Origin of the sequence: Enterococcus sp. DIV2385 (assembly GCF_051711925.1) — a bacterium.
Lineage (GTDB): Bacteria > Bacillota > Bacilli > Lactobacillales > Enterococcaceae > Enterococcus > Enterococcus faecalis.
The window spans coordinates 2,339,209-2,356,550 of record NZ_JBIONV010000001.1; the positions used below are offsets into that span (position 1 = coordinate 2,339,209).

The 17,342-nt window shown below is 37.5% G+C and carries 12 protein-coding genes, 1 pseudogene and 1 other annotated feature (1 of these 14 running past the window's edge); of the genes and pseudogenes, 6 read left to right on the forward strand and 7 right to left on the reverse strand.

All coding sequences use genetic code 11. The features are described from left to right. Nucleotides 1–65 precede the first annotated feature (65 nt). Entirely contained in the window at nt 66–1,835 is a 1,770-nt protein-coding gene (gene efrB / locus IGM04_RS11335; protein ID WP_002365186.1) for a multidrug efflux ABC transporter subunit EfrB, read from the reverse strand. Beyond that, complete coding sequence (gene efrA, locus IGM04_RS11340; RefSeq protein ID WP_010709903.1) at nt 1,832–3,559, reverse strand: multidrug efflux ABC transporter subunit EfrA; 1,728 nt, start codon at nt 3,557–3,559, stop codon at nt 1,832–1,834. Before efrA ends, efrB begins: the two co-directional genes overlap by 4 nt. Before the next feature lie 228 nt (nt 3,560–3,787). Between efrA and IGM04_RS11345 the strand changes: the two genes are divergently transcribed. The 3 genes from IGM04_RS11345 to rnjA all read left to right on the forward strand — a co-directional run bounded on the left by IGM04_RS11345 (nt 3,788) and on the right by rnjA (nt 6,378). Beyond that, a complete protein-coding gene (locus IGM04_RS11345) occupies nt 3,788–4,174 on the forward strand; it encodes a YbaN family protein (RefSeq protein ID WP_086318207.1) in 387 nt (128 codons plus the stop codon). Between the two features lie 304 nt (nt 4,175–4,478). Continuing rightward, nucleotides 4,479–4,691: a DNA-directed RNA polymerase subunit epsilon gene (locus tag IGM04_RS11350; protein WP_002355123.1), complete on the forward strand. Its 213-nt coding sequence runs from the start codon at nt 4,479–4,481 to the stop codon at nt 4,689–4,691. 1 nt (nt 4,692) lies between these two features. After that, complete coding sequence (gene rnjA, locus IGM04_RS11355) at nt 4,693–6,378, forward strand: ribonuclease J1 (protein ID WP_002355122.1); 1,686 nt, start codon at nt 4,693–4,695, stop codon at nt 6,376–6,378. 105 nt (nt 6,379–6,483) lie between these two features. On the opposite strand, the gene IGM04_RS11360 is transcribed toward rnjA, so the two are convergent. From IGM04_RS11360 to IGM04_RS11375, 4 genes are all read right to left on the reverse strand, one after another. Continuing rightward, nucleotides 6,484–6,684 carry a cold-shock protein gene (locus tag IGM04_RS11360; protein WP_002355121.1) on the reverse strand — a complete coding sequence of 67 codons (201 nt, stop codon included), beginning with the start codon at nt 6,682–6,684 and terminating at the stop codon, nt 6,484–6,486. A gap of 153 nt (nt 6,685–6,837) precedes the next feature. Then, the gene (gene radC / locus IGM04_RS11365) at nt 6,838–7,536 is read right to left on the reverse strand and encodes a RadC family protein (protein WP_002365188.1); all 699 of its coding nucleotides are present in this window, start codon (nt 7,534–7,536) and stop codon (nt 6,838–6,840) included. A gap of 55 nt (nt 7,537–7,591) precedes the next feature. Then, nucleotides 7,592–8,251, reverse strand: a complete 660-nt coding sequence (locus IGM04_RS11370) for an HAD family hydrolase (protein WP_002385286.1) — start codon at nt 8,249–8,251, stop codon at nt 7,592–7,594. Next, nucleotides 8,235–9,557 (reverse strand): bifunctional folylpolyglutamate synthase/dihydrofolate synthase, encoded by a 1,323-nt coding sequence (locus tag IGM04_RS11375; RefSeq protein WP_086318206.1) that lies wholly within the window; start codon nt 9,555–9,557, stop codon nt 8,235–8,237. Before IGM04_RS11375 ends, IGM04_RS11370 begins: the two co-directional genes overlap by 17 nt. A gap of 248 nt (nt 9,558–9,805) precedes the next feature. Between IGM04_RS11375 and IGM04_RS11380 the strand changes: the two genes are divergently transcribed. The 3 genes and pseudogenes from IGM04_RS11380 (at nt 9,806) to IGM04_RS11390 (ending at nt 14,438) form a co-directional block, all read left to right on the forward strand. Continuing rightward, on the forward strand, nt 9,806–12,370 hold the full coding sequence (locus IGM04_RS11380) for a YfhO family protein (RefSeq protein ID WP_086318205.1): 2,565 nt from the start codon (nt 9,806–9,808) through the stop codon (nt 12,368–12,370). Next, a complete protein-coding gene (locus tag IGM04_RS11385; RefSeq protein WP_002355114.1) occupies nt 12,363–12,962 on the forward strand; it encodes a TVP38/TMEM64 family protein in 600 nt (199 codons plus the stop codon). The genes IGM04_RS11380 and IGM04_RS11385 overlap by 8 nt, the downstream gene beginning before the upstream one ends. A gap of 73 nt (nt 12,963–13,035) precedes the next feature. Further along, a pseudogene (locus tag IGM04_RS11390) lies at nt 13,036–14,438 on the forward strand (IS3 family transposase). Between the two features lie 86 nt (nt 14,439–14,524). Here IGM04_RS11390 and IGM04_RS11395 read toward each other — a convergent pair. Then, nucleotides 14,525–17,167, reverse strand: a complete 2,643-nt coding sequence (locus tag IGM04_RS11395; protein WP_010709906.1) for a valine--tRNA ligase — start codon at nt 17,165–17,167, stop codon at nt 14,525–14,527. A gap of 103 nt (nt 17,168–17,270) precedes the next feature. Further along, nucleotides 17,271–17,342 (reverse strand) — a binding site (T-box leader); it runs 168 nt beyond the window's last position.

Consider the following 17,342-nt stretch of genomic DNA (forward strand, 5'->3'; position numbering starts at 1 on the left):
ACAGAACAATTTTCGGAAATTCCTTCTTATTTCTCGGAGTTAAACGCTTCTGTCCCGACCTCTTTTTATTCCTCATAGTCGCCTTCTTCAGCAAATTGACTATTGTATAGTTTTTCATAGAAGCCACCTTGTTCCAGCAACTCATGATGCGTACCTTTTTCAATGATTTCTCCTTGTTTCATAACAAGAATTAAATCAGCTTCACGAATAGTTGATAGGCGGTGGGCAATAACGAAACTCGTTCGTCCTTCCATAACACGATCCATTGCTTTTTGAATTAAGGCTTCCAAGCGTGTATCGACTGAACTAGTCGCCTCATCTAAAATCAAAATTTTCGGATCAGAAATTACCGCTCGGGCAATGGTCAACAATTGTTTTTGACCAAGGGAAACGTTATCTCCCTCAGAATTGATTTCCATTTCATACCCATCTGGCATTGTCCGAATGAAGTGATCCACATTGGCCGTTTTCGCTGCATCGACAACTTCATAATCCGTGGCATCCAACTTCCCAAAACGAATGTTATCTGCAATGGTACCTTTATACAACCAAGCATCTTGCAATACCATTCCAAATACAGATCGGACATCACTACGGTTCATTTTTTTCGTGTCAATGCCATCAATTTTAATGGCGCCTTCTGTTACATCATAAAAACGCATTAGCAAATTGATTAAGGTTGTTTTCCCAGCGCCAGTTGGTCCCACAATCGCAACCATTTGGCCCGCATCAACTTTAAAGTTCAAATTACGAATTAACGGTTTTTCTGGGTCATAACTAAAGCTGACATTTTCAAATTCAACAGAGCCTAAAATAGGTTCTGGTAAAGGAACATCTTGTTCGTTAAGTTCTTCTTCTGGTTCATCTAGGATTTCAAAAATCCGCATGGTCGAAGCTGAAGCGCTTTGTAAAGCTGCAGACAACTGCGTAATATTCCCCATTGGTTGGCTAATTTGCCAAATATATTGAATAAACGCTTGTAACTGCCCCACTACGATCACACCAGCAACCACATAGTAACTACCAAGGACAGCTACCCCGATATAGGTCCCATAAGCGGTCATTTGAACCAATGGCAACATTAATCCTGAGATAAAGGATGCTTTGAAACCAAAACCATTTAAACGATGATTGACTTGTTTAAAGCCTTCAAGAGTTTCTTTTTCCCGACCATATAGTTTTAAAACACTGAACCCAGTCATATTTTCTTGGACATAACCATTTAAGTCTCCTAAAGAATTTTGCATTCCTTGGAAATATTTCTGGGAGATTTTAACAATTGTTCTGGAAATAATCAGAGACAACGGAATCATAATCACTGAAAAAATCGCCATCAGCGGATTGATTAAGAACATCATCACTACCGCCATCACAATCCCTAAGACTGCTGAAACAATATTGATAAAACTTTGTTGCATCGCATTGCTGACAGCATCCACATCGTTCGTCACCCGTGACAAAATATTTCCTTGTTGGTTCTTATCAAAATAAGAAACTGGCAAACGATTGATTTTTTCTTCAATATCGCGGCGTAAATCGCGCATGGATTGTTGAACGACATTCGTCATTAAAAAGCCTGACAAAAATTGTGCCACACAATAACCTGTTCCCACAACTAAAATCCAAATTAAACATTGGATTACATAATCAAAATTAATGGATTCGCCAGCCGCAATATTACGGCTAATTTCTGTCGTTGGTAATCCAGTCAAATAAGGCAACGCTGCATTAAAGGCAACGGTTAATATTGTAAATAAAATAACTAAATAAAACGTCACTCGGTACGGTTTAATATAGCGACCGATTCGTTTCATAGAAGAAAAGGCGTGTTTCATGCTAATTCCTCCTCTGACAATTGAGAAGCCGCAATATCATAGTAAATTGGACAAGTCTCAAGTAATTCACGATGTGTGCCAATTCCGACCACGTCGCCTTCGTTTAAAACAACAATGCGGTCCGCATGCATAATTGTTCCAACACGTTGTGCCACAATTAAAACAGTGGATTCTGTTGTTTCTTTTTTCAGACGCGCTCGTAAATTTGCATCTGTTTGATAATCTAACGCAGAAAAACTATCATCAAATATATAAATTTCCGGATTGCGAATAATCGCCCGTGCGATAGCTAAACGTTGTTTTTGACCACCAGAAAAGTTCGTGCCACCTTCTGAAAGAGGTTCATCATAGCCTTGCGGTTTTTGTGAAACAAATTCTGTTGCTTGAGCAATGTCAATTGCTCGTTCCATTTCTTCTAATGTCGCATCTTCCTTACCGTAGCGAAGGTTATCAGCAATTGTACCAGTAAAAAGTAACGCTTTTTGTGGAATATAGCCAATCTTATTGCGTAATGCACTAAGTTGGTACTCTTTTACGTTCACTCCATCGATTAAAATTTCACCTTCTGATACATCATAAAACCGTGGAATCAATTGAATTAATGTTGATTTCCCACTACCTGTGCTCCCAATAAAGGCCACTGTTTCACCAGGTGACGCCTTAAAACTTACATTGCGGATGACTGGGCTTTCCGCATGTCCAGGATAGGCAAAGGTTACATTTTTAAACTCTAGATAGCCTTTAGTAGCTGTTTCTGTTACGCCTTCTTCTTCACGAATAGCTGGTTCCATGTCTAAGGCTTCTTGAATCCGCGAAGCCGAAACCGCAGCCCGAGGATACATCATAAAGACACTGGCAAATAACATAAACGAGAACAGCGCATGGAAAATATATTCAATAAAAGCTATTAAATTCCCAACTTCTAAATCCCCATGGCTGATTTGAACAGTCCCGCTCCAAATGATTAAGACCATCACAATATTAAATAAGAAAAAGAACCCTGGTTGGGCTGCTGCCATTAAACGAAACAGACTTTTTGAACTTTTAGTGTAAGTTTCATTGACTTTATTAAAACGAGATTCTTCAAATTTTTCATTAACAAATGCGCGTATTACCCGCAATCCAGAAAGATTTTCTCTTAAAATCCCGTTGATTCCATCTAAGTTCTTTTGTTGCTTTTTAGATAACGGTTCTGACAAACGAGCAATCCCGACAACTGCTAGCAGCAGAAAAGGCAAGGCACCTAAAACGTACATTCCTAACGACGGACTCGTTCGCATCACCATGTAAAGACTGGCAATAAACATCACTGGCGTCATAAAGCCAAGACGTAAAATATTTCCCAAGAAGAGCATAATTTGGTATGCATCATTGGTCGTTCGCGTAATTAAGGAAGAAACCCCAATACTTTCATATTCACTGTGTGAGAAAGTTTGAATCTTTTCAAATAAATCATCACGAATATCACGAACAATGTTTGTTGTAATTCTGGCACCAAAGTACCCTAGCAAAATATTCATTGCGACACCAATAATCGTAATTACAACCATCCAAATCCCTTGCTGATAAATATAGTCCATATCTCTAGGAATAATTCCTTTGTCAATCATTCGTGCTAAAATGGTCGGCAAGCCTAATTCAATCAAAATAAAACCAAACACACAAATAAAATCAGCAAAAAGTAATTTCTTATAACGCATTGTGTAACGCCACATTAACTTCAATTAATCATCTCCTTCTTATCTTACTTTAAATTTTCTAGTACTCCCACTGTATCAAAAAGAAATCGGTAATACAAGCTGTCTGGCTAGAAAAAACAGCCTTTCTCTTTCTATCCTTTCTCTTTTAGATTTTCTAAAAAATAGATAATTTTAATGATTTACTTATACGATTAAAATTGCTACTTCCTTTTGATTGTGCCATAATTGGGAAAAACTGAAAGGACCCTTTGAATGAAAAAATTATTCTTCATTTTTCTCGGTTCCTGTACGTTTGCTTTAGGCACGATAGGAATCTTTTTGCCGCTTTTACCCACCACTGGTTTTTATTTATTAACGGCCTTTTTTTGGATGCGTAGTTCAGATAAACTTTATAACAAATTTTTAGCTTCTTCTTATTATCAAAAATATATCCAAGAAGCCTTCTTTGAGAAAAAAATTACTCGTAAAGGTAAATGGAAACTATTTATTTCCATGTTTCTTTTATTTGCCATTCCGTGTTTAATTGTCCGAAATACGTTGATGACTACGACTTTAGCGATTGTTTATTTAGCCCACGTGATTGGCTTAAGTTGGTATTGGCGTCCTAAAAAAAAGGCACTCGAACTTGATCAAGAATAAGGCGAAACAAGAAGTTTGTTTTTTTTAAAAGTCCAGTGAGTGTTTCTATACTTCCTTATCATTCTATGATAAAATAAGCTTAATTGTTGTTATTCACAACACACGGGACGGTTGAAAAAGAACACATAAAATCAAATACCCAGAATGAAGCAAAGTCGAGGCTTCATTTCATCATTAACAGATGTTTTTGATGAGCATTCTTTTTTAGGTGATCAGCACCTCGTTTTGTTGTGTTTAATTTTCTGTCTTAAAATGAAAAAAACTATAAATTGCTACTATTAGTAGCTGAAGGAGAAATGAATCGATGATTTACAAAGTATACTATCAAGAAACAAAAATCAGAAACCCAAAAAGAGAAGACACAAAATCTCTTTACATGGAAGCCGATAGCGATGTAATCGTGCGCCAATTAGTTGAAGAAAATACCCCATACAATATTGAATACGTTCAATTATTAGACGAAAAACATCTTGCTTACGAGCAAGAACATGCGGACTTCACTCTAACGGAGTTTTAACATGAAAGTAAACATAAAAAATAACGAAACTGGCGTTTTTGCAATCGGTGGTTTAGGCGAAATTGGAAAAAACACATATGGGGTACAATTCCAAGATGAAATTATCATTATTGATGCTGGGATCAAATTCCCAGAAGATGATTTACTTGGGATTGACTACGTGATTCCAGATTATAGCTACATCGTTCAAAATTTGCATAAAGTCAAAGCACTCGTTATTACCCACGGTCATGAAGACCATATTGGTGGCGTTCCTTATCTTTTACGTCAAGCGAATATCCCAATCTATGCGGGACCACTAGCCTTGGCTTTAATTACCAACAAACTAGATGAACATGGTTTATTGCGAGAAGCGGAATTACACGAAATTAATGAAGATACGGTGATTCGTTTTAGAAAAACAGCGATTAGTTTTTTCCGGACGACTCACAGTATTCCTGATGCCTTGGGCGTTGTGGTTAAAACGCCTTCTGGTAACATTGTCGCAACAGGTGACTTTAAGTTTGACTTTACACCCGTTGGTGAGCCGGCCAACTTACACAGAATGGCGAAATTAGGTGAAGAAGGCGTCCTTTGTCTTCTTTCAGACAGTACCAATGCTGAAATACCCACCTTTACAAAATCCGAAAAAACAATTGGGACCTCTATTTTAAAAATCTTTGAAAAAATTGATGGTCGGATTATCTTTGCCAGTTTTGCTTCAAACATTTTCCGTTTACAACAAGCTGCTGATGCAGCCGTGAAAACCGGTCGCAAAATTGCTGTTTTTGGTCGTAGCATGGAAAATGCCATTGTCAATGGCGAACGCTTAGGCTACATCAAAGTGCCAAAAGGAACGTTTGTCGATGCGGCGGAACTGAATCAATTGCCAGCAAATGAAACAATGATTTTATGTACTGGCTCTCAAGGAGAACCTATGGCCGCGCTTAGTCGGATTGCTAACGGTACACACCGCCAAATTAGTATTCAACCAGGCGATACGGTTGTTTTCTCAAGTTCACCAATTCCTGGGAATACGACAAGCGTTAACCGTTTAATCAACTTATTATCTGAAGCCGGTGCAGAAGTTATCCACGGAAAAATCAATAATATCCATACTTCTGGTCACGGTGGACAAGAAGAGCAAAAATTAATGCTTCGTTTGATGAAGCCTAAATATTTCATGCCTGTTCATGGTGAATTTAGAATGTTAAAAATCCATGCTTCGCTCGCTCAAGATACAGGGGTTCCTGAAGAAAATTGCTTTATCATGGGCAACGGCGATGTCTTGGCTTTAACGGCTGATAGCGCACGTCCTGCTGGTCACTTCAACGCTAATGACGTGTACGTTGATGGAAATGGTGTCGGTGATATCGGGAATGTTGTTTTACGGGATCGTCGTATCTTATCTGAAGAAGGTTTAGTTTTAGCGGTAGCAACAGTTGATATTAAAAATAAAGAAATTATGGCTGGTCCAGACATTCTTTCCCGTGGTTTTGTCTACATGCGTGAGTCTGGTGATATGATTCATGAAGGCCAACGTCTTTTATTCAATGCTCTACGTGAAGCAATGAAAGATAAAAACTGTACCGAAGCAAAATTAGGCGAAGCCATGACGACCGCTTTACAGCCTTTCTTGTTTGAACAAACAGAACGTCATCCAATGATTCTGCCAATGATTATGACTGCCACAGTTAGTGATCAATAAAGCTCTCATTTAATAGAGAAGAAAAATGCTTGTCCATTTTTCTTCTCTATTTTTTCTAACAAAAAAACACCTAACATGCGTTAGGTGTTTTTGGATTATTTTTTATTAGTTTTTTTCTACGTTAACTGCTTGAGGGCCACGGTCTGAATCTTCAACATCAAAAGTCACTGCTTGACCTTCTTCTAAAGTTTTGAAACCATCACCTTGGATAGCTGAGAAGTGTACGAATACGTCGCTTCCGTCTTCGCGTGAGATAAACCCAAAACCTTTTTCTGCGTTAAACCATTTTACTGTTCCTTGTTCCATTCTTTTGTTCCTCCTCGTGCATTTGCACATAAATAGTCGTAACTTTGCTCGCTTCCAATAGAATATTTAAAAAAATTTAAAAAGTCTACATAATTCCAAACAAGATTACCCTTTCATTTTACACGTGATAAAATATTTTTGCAAGAATTGTCCTCATTCTGAAGCAAAAAAATTCTCTTCTCTCAAACTAATGTATCCGCTATCACCAACAATAATATGATCCAACAATTGAATCCCCATCATTTCGCCACATTCTTCCATTCGTTTGGTAAATTGAATATCTTGTGGAGACGGTGTCGGATTGCCAGATGGATGATTATGAGCTAATAGTATGCGAGCAGAAGAATATTTAACCGCTTCCCGAAAAATTTCGCGTGGATGAGCAATACTTTGATTCAGTGATCCTTTGAAAATCGTTTTCTGTTGGATAATGTCATTCTTGGTATTCAAGTAAATACAAATTAAATGTTCTTGTTGCAGCCCCTTCATCTCTTGGAGTAATCGTTGAGCGACTTGTTGACTGGACGTAACTTTGCCAAATTTGATTTGACTACTTTGATAAATTCGACACCCTAATTCAATGGCCGCACGTAATTCAATGGCTTTCACTTGGCCAATGCCTTTAATAGCCATTAACTCGTTCAACGTGGCTTGCTGCAAATAAGAAAGTTGCTTAAACTGTTTTAACAGCGTTGCGGCAACAGTCATCACGTCTGCTTCTTTTGAGCCAGTACGTAACAGAATCGCCAACAACTCTTGATTCGATAATGCTTTTTCTCCTATCGCCAAGAGCCGTTCTCGTGGTAAACAATCACTCGGCATCTCACGAATAAACAGATCCGATACTTGCATAAAAAAACCTCCTTTGCTAGTCATTAATAAACTACGCAAAGGAGTGTTGTTTTTATTATTTTAAATAATGTGGCGCTTGATGTAAACTCTCCAAGACATGTAATGTTTTCTCTTGGATAACTTCAGTTGGTTGCAATAAATCAGGTACCATGATCACTGGAATGCCCGCACTATGAGCCGCACTTACCCCATGAAATGAGTCTTCGAAAATCAAGGTTTTCGGGGCTTCTGTTCCTAAAAGTTGACGAGCTTTTTGAAAAATTTCTGGGTCTGGTTTTGCTCGTTTAACATCCTCTGCTGAAACGATCCCTACAAAACGATCCTGAATCCCAGCATGGCTTAATAACATTTCAATTGCTGGACGGACGTTACTTGAAGCAACTAATCGAGGAATTTTTTGATCATCTAAAAAGTCGAGAAATTCCACCACCCCTGGTTTTAAAGGGACGTTACCAGATCGAAACTCTTGCAGGGTATCATCATAAGAACGGCGGATAAATTCTTCCACTGTGTCATGACCATAGGATGCATAAATACGTCGGTAATTCTCTTGTACTTCTTCATCGGAAATCCCAACATAGTCTAAATAGACTTCTTTACTATATGGTAACCCCATTGCATCTGCTACTTTTTGAGTAGATGTATAGTAAATCAACTCCGTATCAAAAAGCAACCCATCCATATCAAAAATTACGCCATCAAATTTCTTCATCATTTCCTCCTATAGTTAAAAGTAATTCTCTTACTTGAGAAACAAAATATAATGAACCTGTTACTAATAATAAATCATCTGTCGACATTTTTTCTAAAATTTCGCCTAAGCCAAATTGCCATAAAGACACAATTTCTGTTAAATCGTCTTCATATTTTTCCATTTCTGTAAGTGCAATAGCTTTAGGGTAATCAAAGCTAGTTAAGTAAAGATGCGCATTCGGTACTTGCTTTAAGTCCTGAATCATCTCATCCACATCTTTAGTTGCTAAAGCTGAAAATAAAATATGAATCGTGTGTTGTGGAAACTCTTTGCGCAAGTTTTCAACTAAGCGTTTTACTGCATGATCATTGTGGGCACCATCTAAAACAATCAACGGTTCATCACTAAGACGTTCCATTCGAGCTGGCCATTGCGCTTTAGCTAACCCTTGAGTAATGTCTCGTTCTTTAAACGGCAAATGTTGTAGTTGGCAATACTTGTCAAATAATTGAACAGCTACCGCCGCGTTTTCTACTTGGTGACGCCCCAACAAGGGAACTTTAATTTTTGTCAGTTTGCCCATTTCTCCATAGAAATTAAATACTTCCCCCCATTGTGTATCAGGATGTAGATATTCCACTTGATACTCTTTGCCAAAACGAAAAATTGGACTCTGTTTTTCTTGTGCGACTTTTTCAATGACTGCTAGCGCATCAGCACAAATATTGCCTGTTACTACTGGGACTTTTTCTTTAATAATACCCGCTTTTTGATAGGCAATTTCAGCAATTGTTTCACCTAAAATTTCTGTGTGATCCTTCCCAATTGTCGTAATTCCCGTCAATAATGGCTTCACGACATTGGTGCTATCAAGTAATCCACCTAAGCCAACTTCAACAACTGCGATATCCACTTGTTCATTCACGAAATAGTCCAAGGCCATTCCTGTCAATGTTTCGAATTCTGTAATTCCAGCCACTTCAGTGATTTGGTCTAATTCTTTAATGATTGGTTGATACTTTTCCACATAGGTAATCAATTGTTCGTCTGAAATTGGTTGACCATTTATCGCAATTCTTTCATTAAATGATTCAATATAAGGAGAGGTAAAGGTTCCGACTTTCAAGCCCATTTCTTCTAATAGACAGCGTAAATATGTCACGGTTGAGCCTTTACCATTGGTTCCTGCGATATGAATCGTTGGCACTTTGTTTTCTGGATGATCAATTTTTTCTAATAACGCATTAATCCGATCCAAACCAGGTCTTGAACCAAAGGGTAACCGGCTATGAATCCATTCAATGGCTTCTTCTATTGTTAATTGCATCTTGTCCAACTCCTTGTCTTCTTCTACATTATAACTAAGTTAGGTGACTTTTTCACTAATAACCAATTGAAACTTTTTCTTGAAAACTTTTTGCATTTTTCATAATTTTGCGTTATTAGCGGATACATTAATGAACTTATGGTAAACTAACATTCTGGATGGTTCGTTCCAGCCAGCCAATTAAAAACTATTTTTAGAGCGTTCAACACGCTTATTCATGATTTTTTTATAAAGGTGGACTTATTTTGATGAAAAACAAATCGAAGCTTTTATGGTTAGGAAGTTTTTTCTTGCCGTTTTTACTTCTGTTGCTTGTATGGATGACATTACAACTTGCGCCTTTTGGTGACAACAACTTATTAGTTAGTGATTTAGGCACACAATACATGCCTTTCTTGAGTTTTTTAAAACGCTCTTTTCACGAGGGAATAACTACATTCTACTCTTTTTCCAATGAGATTGGTGAGTCGATTGTTCCTTTGACAGCCTATTACTTACTGAGCCCTTTTAATGTGTTGGCTTTCTTTTTTCCTTATGAACAATTACCTATAGCAATTTTATGGATTATTACCTTAAAACTTGCCTTGATGGGCACGACGATGTTTAGCTATTTAAAATACACCTATCAAAAAGTTGATGGCACCACGTTACTTTTTTCAACGTCCTATAGTTTCTGTGGCTTTGTCACCGTCTATAGCCAAAACTTTATGTGGTTGGATGCACTGATTCTATTCCCGCTTATCTTATTGGGACTCCAACGTTTATGGGATCAACGCAAATGGGGCTTATACAGTATAACCCTGTTTTTAGCGATTGTGACGAATTACTACATGGGTTATATGATTTGTCTCTTTGCTGTTTTTTACAGTATCTATTGGTTCTTTAAAAAGAATACCCAAGCCCATGCTATTCGGCAATTTTTTAAACAAAGTCCGTTATTCATCCTCGTTTCTTTTTTAACAGGAACTGCAACTAGCTTTTTATTATTACCTGCAGCAGAAGGGATGCTCTATACAAAAAAAGCAGATTTTGATGTCTCGACGTTCTTTTTAACGCCTAAGTTCAACACTTCGTTCTTCTCGCAATTAGGCTTAGGTTCTATTAATTATGAGTTGCGTTTAGACCATTTACCAACCGTTTTTGCTGGATTATTTGTGACACTCCTCTGTGTTGCCTATTTTCAAACGAAACAAATTGCGTTAAAAGAAAGAATAGCTTCAGCAATTCTTTTATTCATTCTCTTTTTAAGCTTTTGGTTAGAAGCCTTTAACACTGTGTGGCACATGTTTCAAAGCCCAGCTGGGTTCCCTTACCGAAATGTCTTTATCTTTAGCTTTTTATTGATTGTCTTTGCCTATGAAGTTTGGCTTAAAAAAGTGACCATTCCTTGGACCGCACCTATTATTTTTAGTCTGCTGTTAGTCATTGGCTACGGATCTTTGTATTATGGTCCACAAAAGAATCTCTTAATTTCGATCAATTATTTATGGCTAAGTTTACTTTTTATTTGGTTGATTTTCTTTTGCTTGCGTTTAGCACACAAAAAGGCCTTAAGAAACTATGTAGTCGTTGCTTTATTCTTACTGGTCAGCACAGAATTAACAACGAATTTCTGGATTTCTTTTAAACACATGCCCTTTGGTAGCCAAGCAACATTTGCCCAAGATTACCGAAAACACAGCCAATTAATCGATGAAAAAATGGCCTCAGCACCAGAACTTTATCGCATGAAACAAGTCATTCCTTCCAAAGAAACAGGGTTCCGTGAAATCAATAACGGCTACAATAATCCTTTACTTTATGGCTATGCTGGCGTTTCTAGCTATACTTCGACTTTAACTGCCACTACCCAAGACACATTAAGTGCGCTAGGTTTATATCGAAAAAATGATCGCCGGATTGCCTATGTGGATAATTCACAATTAACCAATTTACTTTTAAATGTGAAATATGACTTTTTACCAATTGAAAAACCTACGAGTGAAAAATTGCTAAAAACAGTTGGTTCCACGAAAATCATGGAAAATGATGAAGCGATCGGTATGGGCTTTTTGGCGCCAACCGCATTAACCAAGTTAAAATTAGCAAAAAATAATCCTTTAGATGCCCAAGAAGAACTCCTGCAAACGCTCGTGCCGACGGATAAACCTTACTTTAAAACAGCTTCGTTGATAAATGAACCTCATCATACCAATGAAACAATTGAAGCAACCTTTAAAGTGAATAGCACTGGCGACTTGCATCTTTATATTCCGAATTTAAAATGGAAAAAAGTTACACAATTGAAGGTAAACCAACAAGTTATCTCGACGCCGATTTATATTGCAACCAATCAACTGTTCAATTTAGGGCATTTTGAAAAAGGAACTACCGTGACCCTGTCACTAACTGCTGAACAAGTGGTTGATTTAACTAATTGGCAACTTCAAACTTTAGACCAAACAGCCTTTAATCGTGCGGTTGACAAATTACGCCAACAAGCTCTTCACGTGAATGCAACTAAAAAAGGCCATTTAAATGGCGCACTGAATGTACCTGGAAATGACACTCAGTTACTGTATACGTCCATTCCTTATGACCAAGATTGGCAAGTCAAATCGTCGCTACAAAAAGAACCCTTAAAAACACAACGCATTCTAGGTGGCTTTTTAGCTGTTGAAGTCCCAGCTGGCAAACAGCAGTTAACCTTTGCCTATCATCCAAGAATGATTTATCTCGGCACTGCCGTCAGCGGAACGATTTTACTGGGAACGGCTGGTTATCTTGGCTTTAAAAAATACCGTCGAAAACGTCAGGAGGCCACTCATGACTAATCAGAAAAAATTTTTAAATGGACTCATTCGGTGGTTACCCCTAGTTGGACTGGTGCTTTTCTTCGGCTTAATTTTATGGGGATATTCCAGAGGAATTTTTCATTCTGTTGCTTCCTTGCAAGCTTTTATTAAACAGTTTGGTAACTATGCGGTTCTGTGTTTCATTCTTTTACAAATCGTCCAAGTGATTATCCCTATTCTACCTGGAGGAATTTCTTCTGTTGCAGGAATGTTGATGTTTGGCAATTTGCAAGGCCTTTTGTATAGCTATCTTGGATTGATTATTGGTGAGTTTATTGGCTTTTTACTGGTTCGTTACTATGGACGTAGCTTTGTAAAAATAATCCTTTCACCCAATAAATACAAAAAATTTGAAGAGATTTTAGACAAAAATGAACACAATGTCAAAAAGCTCTTAATCTTTACTATGTTAGTCCCCTTCGCTCCAGATGATATTGTTTGTTTAGTGGCGGGAATTACAGATATTTCTTTAAAAGAATTCATGAAAATTGTTCTTTTATTGAAATTCTGGTCTGTGGCTACTTACAGCTATTTAATGTTGTATTTGTTTCAATTATTTGGCAAATTATAACAAAAAGACAACAAAACCTGAGCCGACCCCCAAAAGTTAGACCTAGAAATCTAACTTTTGGAGGTTTTTTTGTATGGCAAAATACAGTTTTGAATTTAAACTTAAACTTGTTCATGACTACTTATCTGGTCAAGGAGGTCTAAGGTTTCTCGCAAAGAAGTATGGGTTTAAAGATAGTTCTCAAATAAGCAAATGGATAAATGCCTATAAAGAACTTGGTGAAGAAGGCCTACTTCGCAGTCGAAAAAATAAGAATTACTCTGTTCAATTTAAGCTAGATGCGATAGAGTTATATTTAACAACAGAGTTGTCCTATCAAGAAGCAGCTAATCTTCTAAAAATGAACAATCCATCATTGATTGCGAATTGGCTTAGAACGTATCAGAAGTTTGGTATAGAGGGACTCTCTAAACAGAAAGGACGTCCACCTACCATGTCTAAAAAGAAACGAAATGAACCCCAACCACTACCAAGTGAACGATTTCAAGTAGAGAAACTAGAAAAAGAAAATAGAATGTTAAAAATTGAGAATGCCTATTTAAAAGAATTGAGGAGACTGCGTTTAGAGGACGAACAAAAAATGAACGAATCGCACGAATCATTCACAGTCTCCGAAGACACTTTCGATTAAAAGATATTTTGGAAACCTTAAGGTTTCCAAAATCTACTTACATGTACTGGCAAAAACGCCTCGACAGAACAGCTTCAACACAAATCATTGAAGAAGAAATTCAAGCGATTCGTAAAAAACATCAACATTATGGCTATAGAAGGATAACCCAAGAATTGAAACGACGTGGATTTCAAGTGAATAAAAAGAAAGTCCAGCGATTAATACAAAAGTTAAAGTTACAAGTCAAAGCTTTTACTAAGAAATCCAGAAAATATAATTCCTATAAAGGAATCGTTGGTAAAATCGCTAAAAATTTGATTCGTCGCCGATTTAAAACCTCTGTTCCTCATCAAAAAATTACAACTGATACAACTGAATTTAAGTACTTTGAAGCAGATAACGCAGGCATCTTTCGTCAGAAAAAACTATACTTAGATCCATTTATGGATATGTATAATAGTGAAATTCTAAGCTATAGCCTTTCTACTCAACCAAATGGTAAAACAGTTATGGAAGGTCTGAAAGAAGCAATTTCTCAAACAAATGATTGTCCCTATCGGCGCACCTTTCACTCTGATCAAGGCTGGGCTTATCAAATGAATGTCTATATACAAACATTAAAGGACAACAATATCTTTCAAAGTATGTCTCGAAAAGGAACCTGTTTAGATAATTCTCCCATGGAGAATTTCTTCAGTATCCTAAAACAAGAAGTGTACTATGGAAAAATCTATCAAAGTCAAAATGAATTGATAGAAGCAATTGAGAACTACATTTATTATTACAATCATCACCGAATCAAGGAAAAACTTAACTGGAAAAGCCCAGTAGAATTTCGACAATTCAATCAAAAAACTGCATAAAAATAGAGTGGAAAAATCCACTCTATAAAAAGTCTAACTTTTTGGGGTCACTACAACCAACGTTTGGTTTTGTTGTCTTTTCTTTTTTAGATTGAACGTAATTGGGCAATCCGTTCTTTGACAGCCTCTTGTTTTTCAAGGTAGTCCTTTTCTTTTGCACGTTCTGCTTCCACGACCTCATCTGGTGCGTTTGACACAAAACGTTCATTTGAAAGTTTGCCTTGCACACGTTTGACTTCTTTTGTCCATTTGTCTAATTCTTTTTCTAAGCGAGCAATTTCTTCCTCGATATTAATCAACCCAGCTAATGGTAGGAATAGTTCTGCGCCTGTTAATACAGCGGACATGGCTAATTCTGGCGCTTCTATTTCACGACTGATGACTAATTCCTCTGGGTTACAGAAGCGTTCTAAATAGCTAGTATTAGCTGTTAAAAATTCTTCTACTTCTGTATCGTTTGTTTTAATTAACAAGGTAATTGGTTTAGAAAGTGGTGTATTCACTTCTGCTCGAATATTCCGAACCGAACGAATAACTTCTTTCAGAACTTCCATTCCTCGAGCTGCTGCTTCATCGTTAAATTCTTCATGAACAACTGGGTACTCTGCCACAACCAATGACTCACCTTGATGCGGAATTTTTTCCCAAATTTCTTCTGTTACAAACGGCATAATTGGATGCAATAAGCGTAAGATTTGATCCAATGTGTACACCAAGATGCTCCGTGTTGTTTGTTTAGCTGCTTCATTTTCTCCGTAAAGAATTTCTTTACTCATTTCAATATACCAATCACAGAAATCATCCCAGATGAAGTTGTATAATTGGCGACCTGCTTCACCAAATTCAAAACGATCAAATAATTCTGTCACACGGGCGACTGTTTCGTTTAAGCGCGTTAAAATCCAACGATCAGCGACAGTCTTTTCACCACTAAAGTCAATATCTGCAGCAGTCATACCTTCTACATTCATGATAACGAAGCGACTTGCATTCCAGATCTTATTGATAAAGTTCCAAGAAGCATCCATTTTTTCATAACTAAAACGAACATCTTGACCTGGAGCTGAACCATTTGATAAGAACCAACGTAACGCATCTGCGCCATATTTTTCGATGACATCCATTGGATCAATCCCATTCCCCAATGATTTACTCATTTTGCGTCCTTGCTCATCACGAATTAAGCCGTGAATTAAGACATTTTGGAAGGGACGTTCACCTGTAAACTCTAAGCTTTGGAAAATCATACGACTTACCCAGAAGAAGATGATGTCATAGCCAGTAACTAATGTGCTTGTTGGGAAGTAACGTTGATAATCTTCGCTTGCTTCATCTGGCCAACCCATCGTTGAAAATGGCCATAAAGCAGAACTAAACCATGTATCTAAGACGTCACTATCTTGAACCCAATTTTCACTGTCGGCTGGCGCTTCCATCCCAACATACATCTCGCCCGTTTCTTTGTGATACCAAGCAGGAATTTGATGGCCCCACCATAATTGTCGCGAAATAACCCAGTCATGTACATTTTCCATCCAACGTAAAAATGTTTGATTGAAGCGTGGTGGATAAAATTCAACAGCGTCTTCTGTTTCTTGATTTTTCATTGCTTTTTCAGCTAATGGTCCCATTTTTACAAACCATTGGGTCGATAAACGTGGTTCCACGACAACGCCTGTTCGTTCTGAATGGCCCACGCTGTGATTCATTGTTTCGATCTTAATTAAGCGACCTAATTCTTTCAAGTCAGAGACAATCGCTTTACGTGCAGCAAAACGATCCATTCCTTCGTATTTTCCAGCCAGTTCATTCATCGTGCCGTCTTCGTTCATAACATTTACTCGAGGTAAGTCATGACGATTACCGACTTCAAAGTCATTTGGATCATGGGCAGGTGTGATTTTTACAACCCCTGTTCCAAATTCCATATCTACATAGTCATCTGCAATAATTGGAATTTCTTTATCCACTAATGGCAAGACAACTGTCTTACCAATAAGTTCTTGATACCGTTCATCTTCTGGATGGACCGCAATCGCCGTATCTCCCAACATTGTTTCAGGACGCGTTGTCGCAATTTCAACAACACCAGAACCATCTGATAATGGGTAGCTCATGTGGTAAAAAGCTCCTTCAATATCTTTATGGATTACTTCAATATCAGACAATGCTGTTTTCGCTTTCGGATCCCAGTTAATGATATACTCACCACGGTAAATCAAATCTTTCTCGTAAAGAGAGACAAACACTTTACGAACAGCCTCAGATAGCCCTTCATCTAAAGTGAAACGTTCACGGCTGTAATCTAAAGAAAGACCCATTTTTGCCCACTGTTCACGAATGTGAGAAGCATATTCTTCTTTCCATTCCCACACTTGATCAACAAATTTTTCACGACCTAAGTCGTAACGTGAAATTCCTTGTTGTGCTAGTTTCTCTTCTACTTTTGCTTGCGTGGCAATTCCGGCATGGTCCATTCCTGGTAGCCATAACGTATCAAAGCCTTGCATTCTTTTTTGGCGGATAATCATATCTTGTAATGTTGTATCCCAAGCATGCCCTAAGTGTAGTTTTCCTGTTACATTGGGTGGTGGAATAACAATTGAATAGGGCTTCGCTTTTTTGTCGCCACTTGGTTTAAATAAATCTTGATCTAGCCATTTTTGATAACGGCCAGCTTCGATTTCTGTCGGTTGATATTTCGTTGGTAAGTTTTTTTCTTCTGACATTTTTTCCCCTTCTTTCTTAAAATACGCGATTTGGAGCGGTAATTATTTTACAAATGAGTTTTTTTGGGCTAAACACTAAAATACGCCCTAAAATACTTTCGTATTTTAGGGCGTAGATTCATCTTATTTACGCGGTACCACCTAAATTGCATTTGAATTGAATTCATTCAAATGC